Below are 17597 nucleotides of genomic sequence, written 5' to 3' on the forward strand. Positions count from 1 at the left end.
CGAAGCCCCTGCGCATGCAGGACGGCGCGCAGGCGCCGGCTGCCATAGCAGCGTCCGGAGGCGGTGAAGGCGGCGCGCAGGTGGGTGCTCGTTGGGCAAACCCTGGCGGGTTCGCCCCTGCGTGAGCGGGCGGCGTAGAAGCCCGAACGACTCACGCCCAGCAACCGGCACAGCAATGCGGTGTTGTCGGCCTTCTCTTGCAACTGAGCGATGCACCGGTAGGTCATTTCAGTTCGCGGGCAAAGAAGGCCGACGCTTTTTTCAGCAGGTCATTGTCCTGGCGAAGCTGCCGATTCTCCGCCTCGAGCTGGCGAATGCGTTGCTGTTCAGCCGTCAGCGGCTTGCCGATACCTGCCTGTCCGCTTTGCTCCGCATCGAGTTGCGCCAGCCAGCGCCGCACCGCGGTCTCTCCCAGACCCATGTCGCGGCATACTTGGCCGACGCTCAGGCCTTGGTCCCTGATCATCTGGACGACTTGCAGCTTGAAGCTCGCATCGAACGCCCGGCGTTTCTGTTTCATTAAGTTCTCCTCTACGGGTGGATGATCCACCTATCGAGGTGTCCGAGGAAATTAGACCACTACAACCCGATGCATTCCACCGGCGCGCGGGTGAAGGCCTTCAAGGCGGCGCTCAACGGCGAGCTGGGTGACGAACCCTTCGCCCACCCCGACCTCGCCGCGGCGATGGACTTGTGCGTGTCGTGCAAGGGCTGCAAGAAGGAATGCCCCAGCGCGGTGGACATGACCCTCATCAAGACCGAATACCTCGCCCAGCGGAATGCCCGGCTCGGCCCCTCGCGGCGGGTGCGGCTGTTTGCCGGGCTGCCCCGCTGGCTGCACGCGCGGCGCTCGCTGCTCAAGCGCCTGGTGCGCCTGCGCAACGCCTCGCCGTGGCTGGCGGGGGTGGCGGAGCGCTGGCTGGGCATCTCGGCCCGGCGGCCGATCCCCGAGATCGTCGCCGACGGCTTTACCGCGCCGGCCTCTGAGGCCACCGGCACGCGGGGCAAGGTGATGCTCTTCGTGGATACCTTCACCCACTACTACACGCCCGAGGTGGCCGAGGCGGCGCTGAAGGTGCTGCGCGCCGGGGGCTATGCGGTGGAGGTGCTGCAGCCGGTCGCCACCGATGCCGAGCCGACACGGCCCCTGTGCTGTGGGCGCACCTATCTGTCACAGGGGCTGGTGGATGAGGCAAAGGTGGAGGCGCAACGGGGGATGGCCGCGCTGGGCCCGGCGCTGGCCGAAGGCACGCCCATCGTCGGGCTGGAGCCCTCGTGCCTGCTGGCGCTGCGGGATGAGTTCTACAGCCTGTCCCTGGGCCCGGCGGTGGGGCAACTCTCCAAGCAGGCCTTCCTGTTCGAGGAGTTCCTGATGCGCGAGGGCAACAAGGGGCTGAAGCTGGATCTCAAGCCCATCCCCGGCGGCCGGGCGGTGGTGCACGGCCATTGCCACCAGAAGGCCTTTGGCGCGATGAAGTCGGTGAAGAAGGTGCTCGGGTGGATCCCCGGCTTCGAGTTCGACATCGTGGATGCCAGCTGCTGCGGCATGTCCGGCAGCTTCGGGCTGGAGGCCGAGCACTACGAAGCCTCCCAGGCGATGGGCGAGCTGGCGCTGCTGCCGGCCGTGCGTGCCGCCGCCGACGACGCCCCAATCATCGCCGACGGCTTCTCGTGCCGGCATCAGATCAAGGACGGCGCCGGCCGCGAGGCGATGCATGTGGCGGTGCTGCTGGCGAAGGCGCTGGGGTAGCGGCGGCGTTTGACCCAGATCGAATTGACGTTTCCTCGCCAGCAATACAATGAATCTGACATTGTGTCGATGAGGAGATGGTCATGGATGCCGATAGTCTGCAGCTGGTGCTGTACCTGCTCATGGGGTGCGCGGCGCTTGGTTTTACTGCGTGGCGTAAGCGTCGGGAGAAAGCCAACCTCGCCCTGTATGAGGGCTTGCGCGAAATTTTTTACACCACAGCCCCTGAGGACATGCTCGGCAGCGCGCCCCTCCAGCCCGGTGCTGTGGTCGGTGTTGCCATGGACTGGCCCATCAAGGACACGCAGGCGACGGTGATCGCCTGCACCGACGGTACTGGGAGCATCTACATGAAGAAGCAGGGCTCCGCCATCTGTGGCGCGTACGGTGCTGCGGATCTGGCTCGGGCGTTTGTTGCCGAGGCGGCCCGATGGGTTGACCGTGCTGAAAAGGTGGATGCTCATCCCGAGCCAGATCCTGCCACGGTGTATTTCTACATCCGCACCACGGATGCGCTATACCGCGTCAGCGACTCGGCGAGCGCGCTGCTCGTCGGCAAGGGTGCCGCCGAGCCCTTGTTTGCCGCTGGAAACGACTTGATGACGGCGCTCTTCAAGATGGCGGATACGGCTGAGAAGGTTCCGGAACAGGCCTGAGCGCCTGGACTTACTCCGTATCAAAACCCAGCAGCCGGCCGTTGATGATCTTCTCGGCGACGCCCGCCGGCACGTCGTCCATCCACGCGCCGCGGTCGCGGCGCAGGCCGGTGAGCACTTCGGCCACGTCGATGTGCAGGTGGTGCAGGTTGGCCGGCACTTCTACGTTGTCGAGGGTCACCAGCGTCGTCTCGCCGGCCCGCTGCATGTGGAGCGGCGAGACGCAGACGTGGCCGTGCTGCTGGCCAAGGCGCTGGGCTGAGGGGCCGCGCGCCTGCTCAGTGGCGGAGGTGGGTGATCCACTCCAGTAGCAGGCGGGCCACTTCGTCCGGCTGGTCGAGGGGCGAGAGGTGCCCGCAGTTCTCGACGATGCACAGCCGCGAATCCTGAATTCCGGCGGCGATCTCCGCGGCGATCGGCAGCGGGGTGATGAGGTCTTCGCGGCCGCAGATCACCAGGGTCGGGCAGCGGATGTCGGCCAGGCTCGGGCGGCTGTCGGGGCGCGTCATGATCATCCGCTGCTGGCGCAGGAAGATGCCCTTGCCGAGGCTGCTCATCATCGAATGGACGACCCCGCGCACCGCCGGCTGGTTCATCCGGTCCGGGTGGGACAGGCGCGGCATCAGCTGCTCGAAGACGGCTTCTAGGTCGGTTTCGGCCAGCGTCATCAGCGCGGTGCGCGCCGCCCGGGCCTCGGGTGATTCGGGGCGGGCGGAGGTGTCGAGCAGGGCCAGGGCGGCCACCCGCTCCGGCGCCTGGCGCATGATCTCGAAGGCCACGTAGCCGCCCAGCGACAGGCCCACCAGCACGAAGGGTTCCTTCGGGGCGTGGTCGAGCACGCTCCGGGCCGCGTCGGCGATGGTCTCGGCCTGGGTGAGGTCGGCCACATCGGTGCTCGCCACCGCGGAGAGGACGTCGATCTGCTGCTGGAAGAGGCTGGCGTCATTGAGGAGGCCGGGCAGGAACAGGACGTGGGTTTGCGCTTTCATGGTGTTCTCCTTCAACGCGGATGGCCGGCGTGCCGGACGCCCGGCCGCATCCCGGAAGCGGGACGGGGCGGGGGTGTTTCAGTGGCCGGACCTGTCCTTGCGGCTCGCTTCGAACAGGAACCAGGTGCGGCGCTCCGTTTCGTCGATCCACACTTCGATCAGGCTCGCGGTGGCGATGTCCCGGTGCTCGTTGCACAGATCATGGGCTTCGCGGAAGCGCGCGGCCAGGGTCTTGTTGTCCTCGCACAACTCCGCAAGCATGTCGAGGGGCTCGACGTAGTCCGCGTCGTTGTCGGAAACCCGCTGCAGACGCGCGATGTGCCCGATCGACCGGAGGGTGCTGCCGCCCAGCTTGCGGATGCGCTCGGCCACCGGATCGGTCATCGCAAAGAGCTGGTCGGCCTGGTCGTCCAGCAGCAGGTGGTAGTCGCGGAAGTGGGGGCCGCTCATGTGCCAGTGGAAGTTCTTGGTCTTGAGGTAGAGCCCGTAGATGTCGGCGAGGATGGCGTTCATGGCGCCGGCGATGTCCCGGGTGGCCTTGGCCTTCAGGTCGGTGGGCGTTGCCAGCGGGGCGTTGCGCCGGTCGGTGATGTCGTCGGATTTGCTCATGCTCGTGATCTCCATGATGTGAGTGCGGTGGTCGTGCCGTTCTGACCGGGCGGTGACGCTGGAGGCAGGGTGGCAGCGAGCACCGGCCGCGTCGGTACGCCATCGCACGTATCCGGGCCCCTCGGGCGGCCGGCCCCGGCGGAATGTTCGCCGGCGCACGGAAGGGGGGCGGCGCAAGGTCCACCATCGGTTCCGACGAGGTTGCCGCCGGTTTGCGTCCGCCCCGCCCCAAATAGGGCTATCCCGCACGGTGTCCGCTCCAGGCGGCCCACCGCTGCTCATCAGGAGGTTTCCATGAACAACCCAGTTGAATCGATCACGATCGTTGAAGGCACCGAGAGCGCCGCCCTCGGCCTCGTCTCGCGCCCCAAGCATGTGTTCTCCGCGGTCTATCCCAGCCGGGAAGAGGCCGACGGCGTGCGCCTGCAGCTCGAGGAGCGCGGCATTCGCGCCGGGCAGATCCGCATCTGCCACGAGGCGCCACCCCAGCTGGCCGACGACGGCAGCGATGATGTGCTCAAGGACGTGCTGGTGGACGGTGGCATCGGGACGCTGGTGGGCACCGGCGTCGGCGCCCTCGGCACCCTGGCCATCGTCGCGTCGGGCGTGACCCTCTTCGTGGCCAGCCCGGTGGTCGCGCCCCTCGCCATGCTGGGCTGGTTTGCCAGCATCGGCGGCGTGGTGGGGGCGGCCGTCGGCGCCAACCACAAGGAAGGGCGCTTCTCCGAGCTGGTGGCGGATGCGATCCAGGCCGGCAACACGGTGCTGGTGGTCCGCACCGATGACGACGCCGATCAGGATCTCACCCGGACCGTCCTCGAGGCCTCCTTCCGCGGACGGGACGGCACGGCCACGGAATCCCGCTGAAGCCCGTGCCGGCGTGAGGCCGATGGCCCCGCGCCGGCACGCCGCGCCTACTCGGTATCGAAGCCCAGCAGGCGGTTGCTGACGATGCGTTCGGCGACGCCCGGCGGCACGTCGTCCATCCACGCCCCGCGGCCGCGGCGCAGGCCGGTGAGCACTTCGGCCACGTCGATGTGCAGGTGGCTGTCGTCGTGGGGTTCGACGGCCAGGAGCTTCTGGTTCTCTTTCAGGAAGGTGAGCAGGTGGCGCAGGTTGGCCGGCACCTCCACGTTGTCGAGGGTCACCAGCGTCGTCTCGCCGCCCCGCTGCATGCGGGTGGGGTAAACATAAACGTGGGTGTTGTCGGGGAAGAGCTTGCCGAAGGCTTCCAGGATGCCGCCCTCCAGGCCCTCGTAATACTTCTCGTCGAACAGGTAGTTGAAGTCGCGCACCGACAGCACGATGCCGATGGGCTTCTGGGTGTAGCGGCGCAGGTAGGCGCGCAGGCGGAAGTAGCGCACGTAGTCCGAGATCATCACCGTGTAGCCCAGGGAGGCCAGCAGGTCGATGCGGGCGAGGAAATCCGCGCCATCCACGTTGTCGCCGCTGATGAGCGAGTTCATGGTGATCTCGGCGAGGGACAGGATCTCCCCTTCATCCACCGCCGCCAGCTGGCTGAACTGCTTGAGGCCGGCGCACATCATGTCTTCATTGACCAGCGTCACCGGCTTGAAGCTGCCGCGCATCACCATCACCGGCTTGCGGTAGAACAGCTCGCCCGGCACCACCACGTCGCCGGTAGGCGCAAACACCACCGCGCGGGTCAGCCAGCTGCGGATGAGGTGCAGGTTCATCAGGCGGTTTTCCACTTCCTCGAAGTAGGGGCCCGAGAAGTGGATCAGGTCCACCTCGATGCGCTCCGAGCCGAGGCCGTCGGCCAGACCCTCGACCACCCAGGCCGGGTGGTGGAAGTGGTGGAAGGCCCCGTGGATCAGATTGACCCCAAGGATGCCCAGCGCTTCGGACTGCTGGGCGTTGTCGTTGTCGAGCATGCGCACGTGGAGGATCACGTCGGAGGGCTCGGCGCCCGGGTGCAGCTGCAGGCGGATGCCCACCCAGCCGTGGCATTCGTTCTTCTGCTTGAAGCTGCGCGCGGTGACGGTGGCGGCGTAGGCGAAGAAGGTGGTGTTCTTGGGACGCACGTGGGCCAGCCGCTGCACCACCAGCGAGAACTCCTTGTCGAGCATCTGCAGCAGCCGGGACCGGCTGACGTAGCGGTCCGCGTGGCCGTAGATGTCGTCGCTCACCGCCATGTCGTAGGCCGACATGGTCTTGGCGATGGTGCCCGCCGCCGCGCCCACCGAGAAGAAACGCCGCGCCACCTCCTGCCCGGCGCCGATCTCGACGATGGAGCCGTACTTGTACTTGTCGAGATTGATCGCCAGCGCTTTCTGGTCGGTGCTGAGCGTGGTGTCGCGCTTGTGCATGGTCTTCCTCCCTTTTGTTGTGTGCATGAACGAAGCCCGGCTCCGCTTCCGGGCAACGCAACCGGCCCGCCGGGCCGTGTTGCCGATGGGCATATCTTCCACTGCTTCCGGCGGCGCGTCGACGCCTTCGCAGGGCGATGCATACGGCAGGTAGGTCGGGTTAGCCCAAAGGGCGTAACCCGACATCCCGGGTCGCCTGAAACGATGGCGCGTGTCGGGTTACGCCCTTTGGGCTAACCCGACCTACGGCGTCTGGCTACGGTGTCTGGCCGAGGGGACGCTGGTGGCGGACGAGGTAATTACCTTTTAGCGGGGTGGGGCGGTGGTGTGGGGGCGTTCGGCCTCCGAAGCCATCCACAGGCAGCGTTTCTTCACGAAAATATCGATTCTTGCGGCAGGAAACGTCGTTTCAGCCCGAGAAGGCGCGATTCAGCGCCTGAAACGCGCTTTATTGCGCGCGCAACGCAGTTTCATGGCGCGTGGATTCAGTTTCAGGCGCTGAAACGATCATTCAGGCGCTGAAACGATGATTCAGGGCCCGAAACCTCGATGCGGGGGCGGGCAAGCCGGTTTCAGCGCGCGAAACGATGCTCGCCCGCCTGCAGGCGTGTTTCGCTGCCGGATGACCCGGTTTGGTGGGCGCCGATGGCTGGCCTTCACGGTTTCACCGCCTTGTCCTGCCCGCAGGTGATGCGGTGCATCGGCCGGGCTGGCCGGGCTTTAGTGGCGCGAGAACAGATCCCGCAGCTTGCACAGGGTGGTGGTGATGTCGAAGCGCTGGTCGGGCAGGGGCTGGCCGGAGACGATGCGGGTGATGACTTCGGCGGGGTCGGTCTCGCCGGTGAGCATCACGTCGGTGCCGCGGGTGCGCATGTGGCGCACGAAGCCGTCGCCGGCGCTGGCGGCGACCACCAGATCCACCCCGTCGAGGGGGTGGGGGGCGTTGTCCTTGAACACGTGCAGCACCTGCTCGGCGGAGAGGTCGATCTGGCGGGGGCGGGCAGCAGCTGGCCGGGGGCGTAGCGGGCGAGGTCGTAGAGCAGCCAGTGGCGGGCCTGGCCGGCGTGGCCGCCGACGGTGGCGAAATCCCGGGTGGCGATGGCGATCTTCATGGTCGGGGGCGGGGCAGTGGGTGGGTTCAGGGGGCGGGCCGCAGGGTGACGGCCACGTCGCGGGGCGGGGCGAAGTAGGGGCTGCTGGTGACGAGCACCCCGGCGCCGGCCCGGGCGAAATCTTCGGCGTTGCCGGCATTCACCCCACCGGCGGCGGCGATCAGCGGCGGGCGAGGCATGCGCGCGGCGATGGCGGCGATACGGGCCACCGCGGCGACGGGGAGTTTCTCGAGCTGCAGCACATCCGCGCCGGCGTCGAGCCACAGGGCGGCTTCGGCTTCGTCGCCCACTTCCACCACGATGCGCCGCTCGGGCCACGCATTGCGCAGGCGGGCGAGGCTGGCGGCGGGGGATTCATCAAGAAAGGCCCGGTGCTCGGCAAACACCAGCAGGGTTTCGGAGAGGCTCAGGCGGTGGGGCGTGGCGCCGCCGCACAGGATGGCCTTGATGGCGGCGGCCTTGGTGCCGGGAAAGTTCTTGCGGGTGCACGCCACCGATGCCGCCGGGTTGCCCCGCCGGGCCGCAGCCACGATGGCGGCGGTGGCGCTGGCGATGCCCGAGAGGTACTCCATCAGGGTCTGGCTGGTCTTCCACACGGCGTGGAGGTCCGCCGCCCGGCCTTCGAGGCGAAGGATCAGCTGGCCGGCGTCGAGCACGCTGCCACTGGCGGCCACCGGGCCGGCGACGGCGAGATCGCGCAGCTGGCCCATGCGGGCGGCTTCTTCGCTGCCGCACAGGGTCATCGGGCCCCGGGCGCGGTATTCGAGCACGCCGCGTGCATCGCCGATGCCCAGGGCAAAGGTGGTGGCGTCGCCCTCGGGGGTGTCTTCGGCGAGGATGGCTTCGAGGGCCGGGTCGGGCAGCCGGTAGGGCGACATGAGCGGGCGCTACACCGGGCAGGTGGGCGAGAAGCTGTAGAAGCCGCGGCTCACGGTGCCGTCGCTGCCGCACACGGTGCGCCGCCAGGTGAGCCAGCGGTCATCCCGCAGGCGCCAGGCGCGCAGGGTCTCGCCCCGGGTGACGACGGTGTAGAAATCCTCGTCGTTGTCGGAGCGGGTTTCGGTGAGCACGTAGCTGTGGTGGTAGAAGCAGCGCAGGTCGTAGGCGTCGTAGCCGAAGGTGCGGCTGGCGGCCAGTTCGTATTCCCGGTGCACCGTGAAGCTGATCGGGGCCACCACCATGTCGCGCCAGGCGGGGGGCAGGTCGTCGAGCCAGCGGGCGTCGTCGCGCTTCTCGCTGCGGGCGGCGGCCAGGTTGAGGCGGGGCGGCGGGAAGAACATGGCGAGGCGGCCTCCTCAGGCGTCGAAATGCATCCTGAGCCCGTCGAGCACGCGGGCCAGGGGCTGGTTTTCGATGCTGCTGGGCATGTCGGGCAGCGGGTTGGGGTATTCGTAATACACGCCGTAGGTGCCGGGGCGCTGCCCGTGCAGGAAGACGTGGGCGCGCAGGCGGTCGAGCTCGGCGTGGCGCAGGGTGACGATGGCGGGGTCGGTGCCGCTGTCGGGTTCGATGTCGCAGGCTTCGCCCAGGGCCGGGTCGAAGGAAACGAGCAGGCGGCGCAGGGCGCGGTCCTTGGGCAGGGCCCAGGCGTTGGTGTTCATGGCAGCAGCTCCGGTCGGATCTGGGCGAGCCAGGTGTCGATGCGCGCTTCGGTGAGCACCGGCTGATTCACCTGGTCGAGGGCGAGGCCGAGGAAGTGCTCGCCCTCCAGCGCCCGGGAGGCGTTGAAATCGTAGCCGGCGGCGGGCCACTGGCCGATGAGCCGGGCGCCCCGGTCGCTGAGGGCTTCGTGGAGGATGCCGATGGCGTCCACAAACACGGCCGGGTATTTCTTCTGGTCGCCAAGGCCATACAGGGCGATCACCTTGCCGGAGAGGTCGACCCCGGCCAGCTGGGGCATGAACTCTTCCCAGCTCGGCTTGAGGCCCACCGACTCGCCCGGCAGCTCGCCGTCGCCGTAGGTGGGGCAGCCGAGGATCAGGGCGTCGTGGGCGAGGAATTCCTCCAGCGTGGCGCGCCCGATGTTGACCGGCGCCGCCGCCACGTCGCCGAGCTTCTTGGCGATCTGCTTGGCGATGAGGCGGGTGCGGCCGGTGTCGGTGCCGAAGAAGATGCCGATGGACGTCATGGCGCGGAGGCTCGAAGGTCAGTGGCTGGGGGGCGGGTCTTGGGTGAGCTCGTCGGGCAGGCAGCCCACTGGGTTGCCGAGGCTGCCGTCGGCGCCGGTCTCGAAGCGCACGAGGTAGATCTCGCGGCTCGGGTCGACTTCCGAATGACCGAAGTGCACCACCACGCCGCGGGCGCCGGCGGGGGCGATCAGGCCTTCTTCCTCGTCGATGCCGGGCATGCCGCCATCGTTGAGGATGTCCTCGGCCGCAAAGACCATGTCGCCGATGTCGTACTGGGTTGCGCTCATGGCATCAGCTCCAGATGTCGGCCGGGGCCAGCAGGCGCTCGACCGGGGCGTCGAGGAGCAGGTGTTCCTCGATGATGGCGGAGACGTCGGTGGGCTTGATGCCGGTGTACATCACGCCTTCGGGATAGACGATGGCGGTGGGGCCAGCCTGGCAGGGGCCGAGGCAGCCGGTGTTGGTGAGCTGGAAGCCCGAGGCCCACAGGTTGCGGGTGGTGAATTCGTCCGAGAAGGCCTGCCAGACCTGGCCGCAGCCCTTGTCCTGGCAGGAACCGCGCGGGTGGCCCTGGGGGCGGCCCTGGACGCAGACGAGGATGTGTTTTTTGGGTTTGGGCATTTTTGTGGCTCCTGAAAGTGCAAGTGCTGGGGTCAGGAGCCTCTCGTGCAAGTTGAGTGCCAGATTTTTTGTCTGGCAAATCAGCGGCTTGCCGGCCGTGCGCGATGTCGCAAAGCCGACAAGCGGGTCAGAATTGCTTCACTTCGATGTTGAGGGTCTGGATGCGGTAGGCGATCTGGCGGGGCGTCATGCCCAGCAGCCGCGCGGCCTTGGCCTGCACCCAGCCGGCTTGTTCAAGCGCGGCCACGACCCGCTCCTTCTCGGAGATGCCCGGGTCGTTCAGATCCACGTCGGCCGGCGGCCGGGCAGGCGCCGGGCTGCCCAGGCCCATGTCCCGGGGCGGGCGGGCCGGCTGGCGTTCGCGGGTGCTCGGGAAGCGGATCAGATCCACGTCGATGACGCCATCTTCCGACAGCACGGCGGCCCGCTCCAGACAGTTCTCCAGCTCGCGCACGTTGCCCGGCCACTCGTGGCTGGCGAGGCGGCGCTGGGCCATGTCGGTGAGGGTGAGCTTGCGCTTCTGCTCGCTGCCGATCTTGGTGAGCAGGTGGCGGGCGATCTCGGGGATGTCCTCGATGCGCTCGCGCAGCGGCGGCAGGAACAAAGGCATCACGTTGAGGCGGTAGAACAAGTCCTCGCGGAAGTCGCCGAAATCCACCGCGGCTTCCAGATCCCGGTGGGTGGCGGCGACGATGCGCACGTCCACCTTCACGGTGCGGCTGCCGCCCACGCGCTCGAACTCGCCTTCCTGCAGCACCCGCAGGAGCTTGGCCTGGAAGGAGGGCGAGATTTCGCCGATCTCGTCGAGGAACAGGGTGCCGCCGTTGGCCTGCTCGAAGCGCCCCTTGCGGGCCTCGACGGCGCCGGTGAAGGCGCCGCGCTCGTGGCCGAAGAGCTCGGATTCGAGCAGGTTCTCGGGCAGCGCTGCACAGTTGAGCTTGACCATCGCGTTGCGGGCGCGGGGCGAGTTGTAGTGGATGGCGTTGGCGATGAGCTCCTTGCCGGTGCCGGTCTCGCCGCGGATCAGCACGGTGGTGTTCCACTTGGCCACCAGGCGCGCTTGATCGAACACCCGACGCATCACCGCCGAGCGGCCCACCATGCTGTCGAAGCCGAACTGGTGGCGCACCGTGCGGCGCAGCAGGTCGCGCTCTTCGACGAGGCTGGATTTCTCCTGCTCCACTTCCAGCGACAGGCGCAGGGCCTGGCCGATGAGGTTGGCGACCATCTCGACGAACTGGCCGCGCTCCTGGATCAGGCCGTCTTCCGGCGCCTCGGGCTGTACCGCCAGGATGCCCTGGAGGTTGCCGCCGACCTTGATCGGCACCGCGATGAAGGGCAGCTCCTGCTGGTAGATGCCCTGGCGGTTGAGGAAGCGCGGCTCGTCGGCGACCCGGGCGAGCATCACCGAGCGGGGCTTCTCGAGCATCAGGCCGAGGATGCCTTCGCCGGGCTGGTACTGCACGCCGGTGGGGCCCGTGGGGTGATGGAGGGTGTGGGTGATGAGGTTGCCGCTCTGGGCATCGACGACGCCGATCATGCCGGCGGTGAGGCCGGCTTCGTCCTGCAGCACCCGCAGCACGTCGCGCAGGGTCTCCTCGAACACCAGCGAACGGCTGAGGACCCGGCTGACCGCGTAGAGGGCGGCGAGCAGCTGGATGTTCAGCTCGTGGGTGCGGCAGTAGCCGCCGGGGGGCGGACAGTCCGCGGAGTGGATCACGTGTTCGTGCATTCTGCTCTCGTCGTTGTGTCTCAGATCGGGTCGCCGTCCAGGCGGAACTCGACGACCACGTGGCAGCCGCCGCCGGGGCTCTCGTCCAGGTCGATGATGCCGCCGTGGTCCGAGACGATCTGCTGGGCTCGCGACAGGCCGGTGCCGAGGTGGCGGCTCGCCCCCGTCTTGGCCGAGAAGAAGGGCTCGAAGGCCCGGTGGCGCAGCTCGGCCGGGATGCCGGGGCCGCTGTCGGTGACGGTGACCACCATGCAGTTGCGCACCACCGAGGTGGCGAGGGTCAGCTCGCGGCGTTTCCAGCCCTTGGTGTCCATGGCTTCGATGGCGTTATCCACCAGCGCCTTGAAGAGCATCCGCAGCTGCAGCGGGCGGCCCAGCAGGGGCGGCAGGGTGGCGGCCGGGTGCCAGTCCACCACCACGCCGGCGCGCAGCAGGCGGGGCGTGCACACTTCCAGCACGTCGCGCAGCAGCTCGTTGAGATTGACGCTGAAGACCATCTCCGGCGCGCTGGGCGGGATCACCAGGCGCAGGGATTCCATGTGCTCGCGGCCGGCGGAGAGGGCGTGCTTGAGCAGATCCGCGCTGGACGGGTCGCGCCGCTGCAGGATCGAGACCGCCGAGGCCATCACGTTCATGGGTTCTTCGAGCCGGAAGATCGCCGCCGAGAGGCCCTCGCGCAGGGCCGCGGTGCGCTCTTCCTCGGCCATCGCGGCCTGCAGGGCGGCGGTGCGGGCGCGCTCCTGCTCGGCGCGCAGGCTGGTGACGTCGGAGATCACCAGCAGCAGCCCGGGCTGGTCGGACGAGGCGAAGTAGTTGTCGGCGTTGTCGCTGTGGATCTGGATCATCGAGGTGGTCACCGACAGCCAGCGGGGCCGGCCGTTGCGGTGGTCCACCCGGGCTTCGCGGTTCTCGAAGACGCAGGTGGCGATGTCGTCGGAGAGCTGGGTGCGCCAGGTGCCGAGCACGCTGTCGAGCAGGGTGTGGGCCGGTTCGGCCACCCGCAGGTCGGTGACGAGCTTCTTGTAGGCCTGGTTGTCGAGCAGCACTCGGCCCTTCTGGTCGAGGAGCGCGATGGCGATCGGGGCGGCATCCACCACCGATTCGATCAGCGCCTTCTGGTTGCGCACCATCTGCTCGAGCCGGTGGAACTCGGTGATGTCCCGGTGCATGCCCAGGTAATGGGTGGTCTTGCCGGCGGCGTCCACCACCGGCGAGATGGTCAGCTCGGCCAGGTACAGCTGGCCACTCTTCTTGCGGTTGAGGAGCTTGCCCGACCAGGGCCGCTGCTCCATCAGCGCGGTCCACATGGATTGGTAGATCTCCCGCGGGGTGGTGCGGTTGGAGAGCATCGACTCGTTGTTGCCCACCACCTCGCCCGGGGTGTAGCCGGTGACCCGGGTGAAGCTCTCGTTGGCGAAGAGGATGTTCGCCGCGAGGTCGGTGATCGAGATGGCCAGATCGGCCTGGTTCACGGCATGGAGATAAACCTCCGGCGGAAGCTTCGGGCTGGGTTGCGCGTGTTGAGCCGCGAGGCATTTGGCTGACGGCATGAATTTGGCTCCTCGGGTGTGCGTTTCTCGGATCGGACGCTTCTTTGGTTTGCCGGAGCATCTTCCGTGCCGTGGTGCACAAAAATGCCCGCTTCCCGCGGCTGGCGCGGCAGACGGCGGGTTTTCGGGGCAAATGCGACATAAACGCCTGTCGGCTTTGTGACATTCCGCCCCCCGAAATCCGCCCCTCTTTGGTGCGTGCCCCACAATTCCGCACGCCGCCGGGCATTTGCGGCACTGCAGCGAGGTTGGCATGGCTTATGCGTTGGGCTGGCTAAACCCGAACAGAGGCGCCATCCCATGAAGGACTTCCTGCTACTGCTGTTGTCGACCGCGTTGGTGAACAACGTGGTGCTGATCAAGTTTCTTGGCCTGTGCCCGGTGATGGGCGTCTCTAAGAGCGTGGACAGCGCCCTCGGCATGGGCCTGGCGACCACCTTCGTGATCACCCTGGCGGCCGGCGCGTCGTGGATGCTCGACAACTGGCTGCTCCAGCCCCTGGGCCTGGGCTATCTGCGCATCCTCACCTTCATCCTGGTGATCGCCGCGGTGGTGCAATTCACCGAGATGTTCATCAAGAAATCGAGCCCCGGGCTGTACCAGTCGCTGGGCATCTACCTGCCGCTCATCACCACCAACTGTGCGGTGCTGGGTGTGGCGCTGCTCAACGTGCAGCAGGGCTTCAGCCTGTTCAAGAGCCTGGTGTATGGCTTCGGGTCGGCCCTGGGTTTCACCATCGTGCTGCTGATCTTTGCCGGGCTGCGCGAGCGCGTGGCCCTGGCCCGGGTGCCGGCGGCCTTCGCCGGCGCGCCGATCGCCTTCGTCACCATCAGCCTCTTGGCCCTGGCCTTCATGGGCTTCTCGGGCATGAACGTGTAAGGGAGCGCCGCAAAATGTTGATCGCCATCTTCAGTCTCACCGTGCTTGGCGCCGTGCTCGGCGTCGTGCTGGGTATCGCCAACAAGGCCCTGCGGGTCGAGGGCAACCCGGTGGTGGATGAACTCATCGCCATGATGCCGGGCTCGAACTGCGGCCAGTGCGGGTTTCCGGGCTGCTCCGGCGCCGCCACCGCCATCGTCGATGGCACGGCGCCGCCCACCTGCTGCCCGCCCGGTGGCAAGAGCCTCGCTGCGGCGATCGCCGCCAAGCTGGGTCTCACCGTCGATCTGTCGGGGCTGTCGGACGACGGCCCGAAGATCGCGATGGTGGCCGAGGAGTTGTGCATCGGCTGCTGCCGCTGCAGCAAGGTGTGTCCGACCGACGCCATCGTCGGCGCGGCCAAGCAGATCCACAACGTGCTGCGGGAGGCCTGTACCGGTTGCAGCAGTTGCGTCGAGAAGTGCCCCACCGAGGCGCTGGCGATGAAGCCGGTGCCGGTCACCGTCCAGCACTGGGTGATGCCCAAGCCGCTGGCAGCATGAGGAAAGCGATGACGACCCGCGAACGCAATCTGCCGGCTGCCGTGGTCACGGCGCAACGGGTAACGGGAGCCTAAGGAGCCACCATGGACTTCAGCAGTCTGATCAAGAAACTCACGGGCAAGCACTGGGGCGTGCATCCGGCCGACCACAAGCGGCCGGCCGCCGACCAGCCCGTCCATGCGGTGCCGCTGCCGCAGCGCCTGCATCTGATGCTGTCCCAGCACGTGGGCGCTGCCGCGCGCCCGGTGGTGCTGGTGGGCCAGAAGGTCAGGAAGGGCGAGCTGATCGCGGCGGCCCAGGGCAACATCTCGGCCCCGCTGCATGCGCCCACCTCGGGTGTCATCAGCGCCATCGGCGAGATCACCGCGCCCCACGCCTCGGGCCTGCCGGCGATGGCGATCACCCTCACGGTTGACGGCGACGACCGCTGGATCGAACCCGAAAACCTGCCCGCCGACCCCTACGCCCTGGCCGCGGCCGACGTGGCCGCGCGGGTGGCCGCCGCCGGCGTGGTGGGAATGGGCGGGGCGACCTTCCCGTCTTCGGTCAAGCTCAACCTGGGGCGCCGCTCCGACATCGACACCCTCATCATCAACGGCAGCGAGTGCGAGCCCTATCTCTCGTGCGACGACCGGCTGATGCGCGACAAGGCCGCCGAGATCGTCTCGGGCATCCGTCTGATGCTGGTGGCCACCGGCGCCGGCTGCGCCAAGGTGGGGATCGAGGACAACAAGCCCGAGGCCATCGCCGCCATGGGCGAGGCGGCCAGGGGTTTCGACAACATCACCATCGTGCCGGTGCCGGCGCGCTACCCGATGGGGTCCGACCGCCAGCTGATCGTCGAGCTGACCGGCCGCGAGGTGCCGTCGGACGCCCGCGCCGCCGACGTGGGGGTGATCGTTCATAACGTGGGCACTGCCCGGGCCGTGCATGACGCGGTGGTGCTGGGTCGGCCGTTGGTGAGTCGCCTCGTGACGGTCAACGGCGCCGCCGCGGCCATGCCCGGAAACTACGAGGTGCCGCTGGGCATGCTGGTGAGCGACCTGATCGCCTTCACCGGCGGGGCCAGGGGCGAGGTGGCCCGGCTGGTGATGGGTGGCCCGATGATGGGCACCCTGCTGCCCCATGCCCGGGTGCCGGTGGTCAAGGGCACCAGCGGCATCCTGCTGCTCGACGCGAAGGAGGCCGAGGCGCTGGAGCCCGAGGCCTGCATCCGCTGCAGTAGCTGCGTGAAGGCGTGTCCGATGGGGCTGCTGCCCCTCGAGATGAGCGCCCGCATCCGCAACGACGACCTGGATGGTGCGATGGACCTGGGCCTCGCCGACTGCATCGCCTGCGGCTGCTGCGCCTACGTGTGCCCGTCGCACATCCCGCTGGTGCAGTACTTCTACCACGCCAAGGGCGATCTCTCGGCCCGGGAGCGCGCCAAGCTGCGCACCGAATCCACCAAGAAGCTCGGCGTTGCCCGGCAGGAGCGGCTGGAGCGTGAAGCGCGCGAGAAGGCCGAAGCCGCCGCCAGACGCAAGGCCGAGCGAGCCGCCCAGCAGGCTGCAGCCGCTGCCGCCGCGGCGCCAGCCAGCACCGAACCGAAGAAGGGAGAAATCGCGTGAATCTCGCCACCCTCCAGGGCGAAGCGATCGCCTCGCCCCACGCCCACGGCGGCAACACCGTCGGGCGCACCATGGTCCGGGTCCAGCTCGCGCTGGTGCCGGCCACCCTCTACGGCTTCTGGCTGTTCGGCTGGCCGTCGTTCTTCCTGTGGCTGCTGACGGTGGTGTCGTGCCTCGTCTTCGAGGCCATGGCCCTGCGCATGACCGGCTCCACCCGTGTGCGCAAGACGCTGTTCGACGGCTCGGCGCTGCTCACCGGCTGGCTGCTGGCGATGACCCTGCCGCCGTGGGCGCCCTGGTGGGTGGCGGTGGTGGGCGGCTTCATCGCCATCGTGATCGGCAAGCAGGTGTTCGGCGGGGTGGGGCAGAACGTCTTCAACCCGGCGATGGTCGCCCGGGTGGCGCTGCTGGTGTCGTTTCCGGTGCCGCTCACCCAGTGGGTGCTGCCCATGAGCCTGGCCAGCGTGCCGGCGCCGGATTTCCTGCAGGGGCTGCACATCTTCGTGACCAGCGCGCCGCCGCTCGACGGCATCGCCAGTGCCTCGCTGCTGGGCCACACCAAGACCGAGATGTCCCGGGGCATCGACCTGCTGCAATCCCTCGCCGCCGCCAACGCGCCGGCCCTGTCGTGGTTCGGCACCCGGGCGGGCAGCCTGGGCGAATCAGCCTCGCTGCTGATTCTTGCGGGTGGGCTCTACCTGCTGGCCACCGGCGTCATCACCTGGCACACGCCGGTGGCGGTGCTGGCGGGGCTGGCGATTCCGGCGGCCATCGGCCACGCGGTGGACCCGGCCCATTACCTCGGTGTTGCCGAGCACCTGCTCTCCGGTGCGGCGATGCTCGGCGCCTTCTTCATCGCCACCGACTACGTGACATCCCCCAACACCGGCCCGGGGCAGATCGTCTTCGGGCTGTGCATCGGTCTCATCACCTGGATCATCCGCACCTGGGGTGGCTACCCCGAGGGCATGGCCTTTGCCGTGCTGATGATGAACGCCCTCACGCCGGTCATCGACCGCCTGGTCAAGCCGCGCATCCTCGGCCGCGACCGCAAGGGCAAGCCGCTGGAAATTCCGGCCAAGTAAGGG

The 17597-nt window shown here is 68.1% G+C and carries 21 protein-coding genes and 1 pseudogene; 7 read left to right on the forward strand and 15 right to left on the reverse strand.

What is annotated here, in order from left to right; translation table 11 throughout:
* Positions 1-227: pseudogene (locus tag GH681_RS23630) on the reverse strand (IS3 family transposase); the annotation flags it as partial.
* Positions 224-520, reverse strand: coding sequence for a transposase (locus GH681_RS08880; RefSeq protein ID WP_153161121.1), 297 nt, complete (start codon positions 518-520; stop codon positions 224-226). The gene GH681_RS08880 and the pseudogene GH681_RS23630, both read right to left, overlap by 4 nt.
* Before the next feature lie 69 nt (positions 521-589).
* Here GH681_RS08880 and GH681_RS08885 point away from each other — a divergent pair, with 69 nt between their 5' ends.
* Both GH681_RS08885 and GH681_RS08890 read left to right on the forward strand, forming a co-directional pair.
* On the forward strand, positions 590-1750 hold the full coding sequence (locus tag GH681_RS08885) for a (Fe-S)-binding protein (RefSeq protein ID WP_228111843.1): 1161 nt from the start codon (positions 590-592) through the stop codon (positions 1748-1750).
* 83 nt (positions 1751-1833) lie between these two features.
* Positions 1834-2406 (forward strand): hypothetical protein, encoded by a 573-nt coding sequence (locus GH681_RS08890; RefSeq protein ID WP_153161123.1) that lies wholly within the window; start codon positions 1834-1836, stop codon positions 2404-2406.
* A 10-nt stretch (positions 2407-2416) separates the two neighbouring features.
* Here the strand turns inward: GH681_RS08890 and GH681_RS08895 are convergent, their stop codons facing one another.
* The 3 genes from GH681_RS08895 to GH681_RS08905 all read right to left on the reverse strand — a co-directional run bounded on the left by GH681_RS08895 (position 2417) and on the right by GH681_RS08905 (position 4004).
* Complete coding sequence (locus GH681_RS08895; RefSeq protein WP_153161124.1) at positions 2417-2614, reverse strand: hypothetical protein; 198 nt, start codon at positions 2612-2614, stop codon at positions 2417-2419.
* Positions 2615-2684: 70 nt separating this feature from the next.
* Positions 2685-3395, reverse strand: a complete 711-nt coding sequence (locus tag GH681_RS08900; protein WP_153161125.1) for an alpha/beta fold hydrolase — start codon at positions 3393-3395, stop codon at positions 2685-2687.
* 78 nt (positions 3396-3473) lie between these two features.
* Positions 3474-4004 (reverse strand): Dps family protein, encoded by a 531-nt coding sequence (locus tag GH681_RS08905; protein ID WP_228111844.1) that lies wholly within the window; start codon positions 4002-4004, stop codon positions 3474-3476.
* A gap of 294 nt (positions 4005-4298) precedes the next feature.
* Here GH681_RS08905 and GH681_RS08910 point away from each other — a divergent pair, with 294 nt between their 5' ends.
* Positions 4299-4871: a hypothetical protein gene (locus tag GH681_RS08910; protein WP_153161127.1), complete on the forward strand. Its 573-nt coding sequence runs from the start codon at positions 4299-4301 to the stop codon at positions 4869-4871.
* A gap of 47 nt (positions 4872-4918) precedes the next feature.
* Here GH681_RS08910 and GH681_RS08915 read toward each other — a convergent pair whose 3' ends face one another.
* The 10 genes from GH681_RS08915 to nifL all read right to left on the reverse strand — a co-directional run bounded on the left by GH681_RS08915 (position 4919) and on the right by nifL (position 13478).
* A complete protein-coding gene (locus GH681_RS08915; RefSeq protein WP_153161128.1) occupies positions 4919-6334 on the reverse strand; it encodes a TonB-dependent receptor in 1416 nt (471 codons plus the stop codon).
* A gap of 720 nt (positions 6335-7054) precedes the next feature.
* Entirely contained in the window at positions 7055-7300 is a 246-nt protein-coding gene (locus GH681_RS23635) for a hypothetical protein (RefSeq protein ID WP_228111845.1), read from the reverse strand.
* Positions 7301-7472: 172 nt separating this feature from the next.
* A complete protein-coding gene (modD, locus tag GH681_RS08925) occupies positions 7473-8324 on the reverse strand; it encodes a ModD protein (RefSeq protein ID WP_153161129.1) in 852 nt (283 codons plus the stop codon).
* 9 nt (positions 8325-8333) lie between these two features.
* Positions 8334-8726: a hypothetical protein gene (locus GH681_RS08930; protein WP_153161130.1), complete on the reverse strand. Its 393-nt coding sequence runs from the start codon at positions 8724-8726 to the stop codon at positions 8334-8336.
* A gap of 15 nt (positions 8727-8741) precedes the next feature.
* A complete protein-coding gene (locus GH681_RS08935; protein ID WP_153161131.1) occupies positions 8742-9047 on the reverse strand; it encodes a hypothetical protein in 306 nt (101 codons plus the stop codon).
* On the reverse strand, positions 9044-9574 hold the full coding sequence (locus tag GH681_RS08940; protein ID WP_153161132.1) for a flavodoxin: 531 nt from the start codon (positions 9572-9574) through the stop codon (positions 9044-9046). The genes GH681_RS08935 and GH681_RS08940 overlap by 4 nt, the downstream gene beginning before the upstream one ends.
* 18 nt (positions 9575-9592) lie before the next feature.
* Entirely contained in the window at positions 9593-9862 is a 270-nt protein-coding gene (locus GH681_RS08945; protein WP_153161133.1) for a nitrogen fixation protein NifZ, read from the reverse strand.
* A gap of 4 nt (positions 9863-9866) precedes the next feature.
* Positions 9867-10196: a ferredoxin gene (locus GH681_RS08950; RefSeq protein WP_153161134.1), complete on the reverse strand. Its 330-nt coding sequence runs from the start codon at positions 10194-10196 to the stop codon at positions 9867-9869.
* Positions 10197-10323: 127 nt separating this feature from the next.
* The gene (nifA, locus tag GH681_RS08955; RefSeq protein ID WP_153161135.1) at positions 10324-11928 is read right to left on the reverse strand and encodes a nif-specific transcriptional activator NifA; all 1605 of its coding nucleotides are present in this window, start codon (positions 11926-11928) and stop codon (positions 10324-10326) included.
* A gap of 20 nt (positions 11929-11948) precedes the next feature.
* Positions 11949-13478, reverse strand: a complete 1530-nt coding sequence (gene nifL / locus GH681_RS08960; protein WP_194271185.1) for a nitrogen fixation negative regulator NifL — start codon at positions 13476-13478, stop codon at positions 11949-11951.
* A 300-nt stretch (positions 13479-13778) separates the two neighbouring features.
* On the opposite strand from nifL, the gene rsxA reads away from it, so the two are divergent.
* From rsxA to GH681_RS08980, 4 genes are all read left to right on the forward strand, one after another.
* Complete coding sequence (gene rsxA / locus GH681_RS08965; RefSeq protein ID WP_153161137.1) at positions 13779-14357, forward strand: electron transport complex subunit RsxA; 579 nt, start codon at positions 13779-13781, stop codon at positions 14355-14357.
* A 14-nt stretch (positions 14358-14371) separates the two neighbouring features.
* Positions 14372-14899 (forward strand): RnfABCDGE type electron transport complex subunit B, encoded by a 528-nt coding sequence (locus GH681_RS08970; RefSeq protein ID WP_153161138.1) that lies wholly within the window; start codon positions 14372-14374, stop codon positions 14897-14899.
* 83 nt (positions 14900-14982) lie between these two features.
* Positions 14983-16509, forward strand: coding sequence for an electron transport complex subunit RsxC (rsxC, locus tag GH681_RS08975; RefSeq protein WP_153161139.1), 1527 nt, complete (start codon positions 14983-14985; stop codon positions 16507-16509).
* Positions 16506-17594 (forward strand): RnfABCDGE type electron transport complex subunit D, encoded by a 1089-nt coding sequence (locus GH681_RS08980; protein ID WP_228111846.1) that lies wholly within the window; start codon positions 16506-16508, stop codon positions 17592-17594. The genes rsxC and GH681_RS08980 overlap by 4 nt, the downstream gene beginning before the upstream one ends.
* The last annotated feature ends 3 nt before the right edge of the window (positions 17595-17597 follow it).

It is taken from the genome of Zoogloea sp. 1C4, from assembly GCF_009469605.1.
Classification (GTDB): Bacteria; Pseudomonadota; Gammaproteobacteria; order Burkholderiales; family Rhodocyclaceae; genus Zoogloea; species Zoogloea oryzae.

Excerpts from the sequence above, each read along its gene's own strand:
- GH681_RS08880 (WP_153161121.1), bottom strand. The coding sequence starts at position 520 with ATGAAACAGAAACGCCGGGCGTTCGATGCGAGCTTCAAGCTGCAAGTC.
- GH681_RS08885 (WP_228111843.1), top strand. The coding sequence starts at position 590 with ATGCATTCCACCGGCGCGCGGGTGAAGGCCTTCAAGGCGGCGCTCAAC.
- GH681_RS08890 (WP_153161123.1), top strand. The coding sequence starts at position 1,834 with ATGGATGCCGATAGTCTGCAGCTGGTGCTGTACCTGCTCATGGGGTGC.
- GH681_RS08895 (WP_153161124.1), bottom strand. The coding sequence starts at position 2,614 with ATGCAGCGGGCCGGCGAGACGACGCTGGTGACCCTCGACAACGTAGAA.
- GH681_RS08900 (WP_153161125.1), bottom strand. The coding sequence starts at position 3,395 with ATGAAAGCGCAAACCCACGTCCTGTTCCTGCCCGGCCTCCTCAATGAC.
- GH681_RS08905 (WP_228111844.1), bottom strand. The coding sequence starts at position 4,004 with ATGAGCAAATCCGACGACATCACCGACCGGCGCAACGCCCCGCTGGCA.
- GH681_RS08910 (WP_153161127.1), top strand. The coding sequence starts at position 4,299 with ATGAACAACCCAGTTGAATCGATCACGATCGTTGAAGGCACCGAGAGC.
- GH681_RS08915 (WP_153161128.1), bottom strand. The coding sequence starts at position 6,334 with ATGCACAAGCGCGACACCACGCTCAGCACCGACCAGAAAGCGCTGGCG.
- modD (WP_153161129.1), bottom strand. The coding sequence starts at position 8,324 with ATGTCGCCCTACCGGCTGCCCGACCCGGCCCTCGAAGCCATCCTCGCC.
- GH681_RS08930 (WP_153161130.1), bottom strand. The coding sequence starts at position 8,726 with ATGTTCTTCCCGCCGCCCCGCCTCAACCTGGCCGCCGCCCGCAGCGAG.
- GH681_RS08935 (WP_153161131.1), bottom strand. The coding sequence starts at position 9,047 with ATGAACACCAACGCCTGGGCCCTGCCCAAGGACCGCGCCCTGCGCCGC.
- GH681_RS08940 (WP_153161132.1), bottom strand. The coding sequence starts at position 9,574 with ATGACGTCCATCGGCATCTTCTTCGGCACCGACACCGGCCGCACCCGC.
- GH681_RS08945 (WP_153161133.1), bottom strand. The coding sequence starts at position 9,862 with ATGAGCGCAACCCAGTACGACATCGGCGACATGGTCTTTGCGGCCGAG.
- GH681_RS08950 (WP_153161134.1), bottom strand. The coding sequence starts at position 10,196 with ATGCCCAAACCCAAAAAACACATCCTCGTCTGCGTCCAGGGCCGCCCC.
- nifA (WP_153161135.1), bottom strand. The coding sequence starts at position 11,928 with ATGCACGAACACGTGATCCACTCCGCGGACTGTCCGCCCCCCGGCGGC.
- nifL (WP_194271185.1), bottom strand. The coding sequence starts at position 13,478 with ATGCCGTCAGCCAAATGCCTCGCGGCTCAACACGCGCAACCCAGCCCG.
- rsxA (WP_153161137.1), top strand. The coding sequence starts at position 13,779 with ATGAAGGACTTCCTGCTACTGCTGTTGTCGACCGCGTTGGTGAACAAC.
- GH681_RS08970 (WP_153161138.1), top strand. The coding sequence starts at position 14,372 with ATGTTGATCGCCATCTTCAGTCTCACCGTGCTTGGCGCCGTGCTCGGC.
- rsxC (WP_153161139.1), top strand. The coding sequence starts at position 14,983 with ATGGACTTCAGCAGTCTGATCAAGAAACTCACGGGCAAGCACTGGGGC.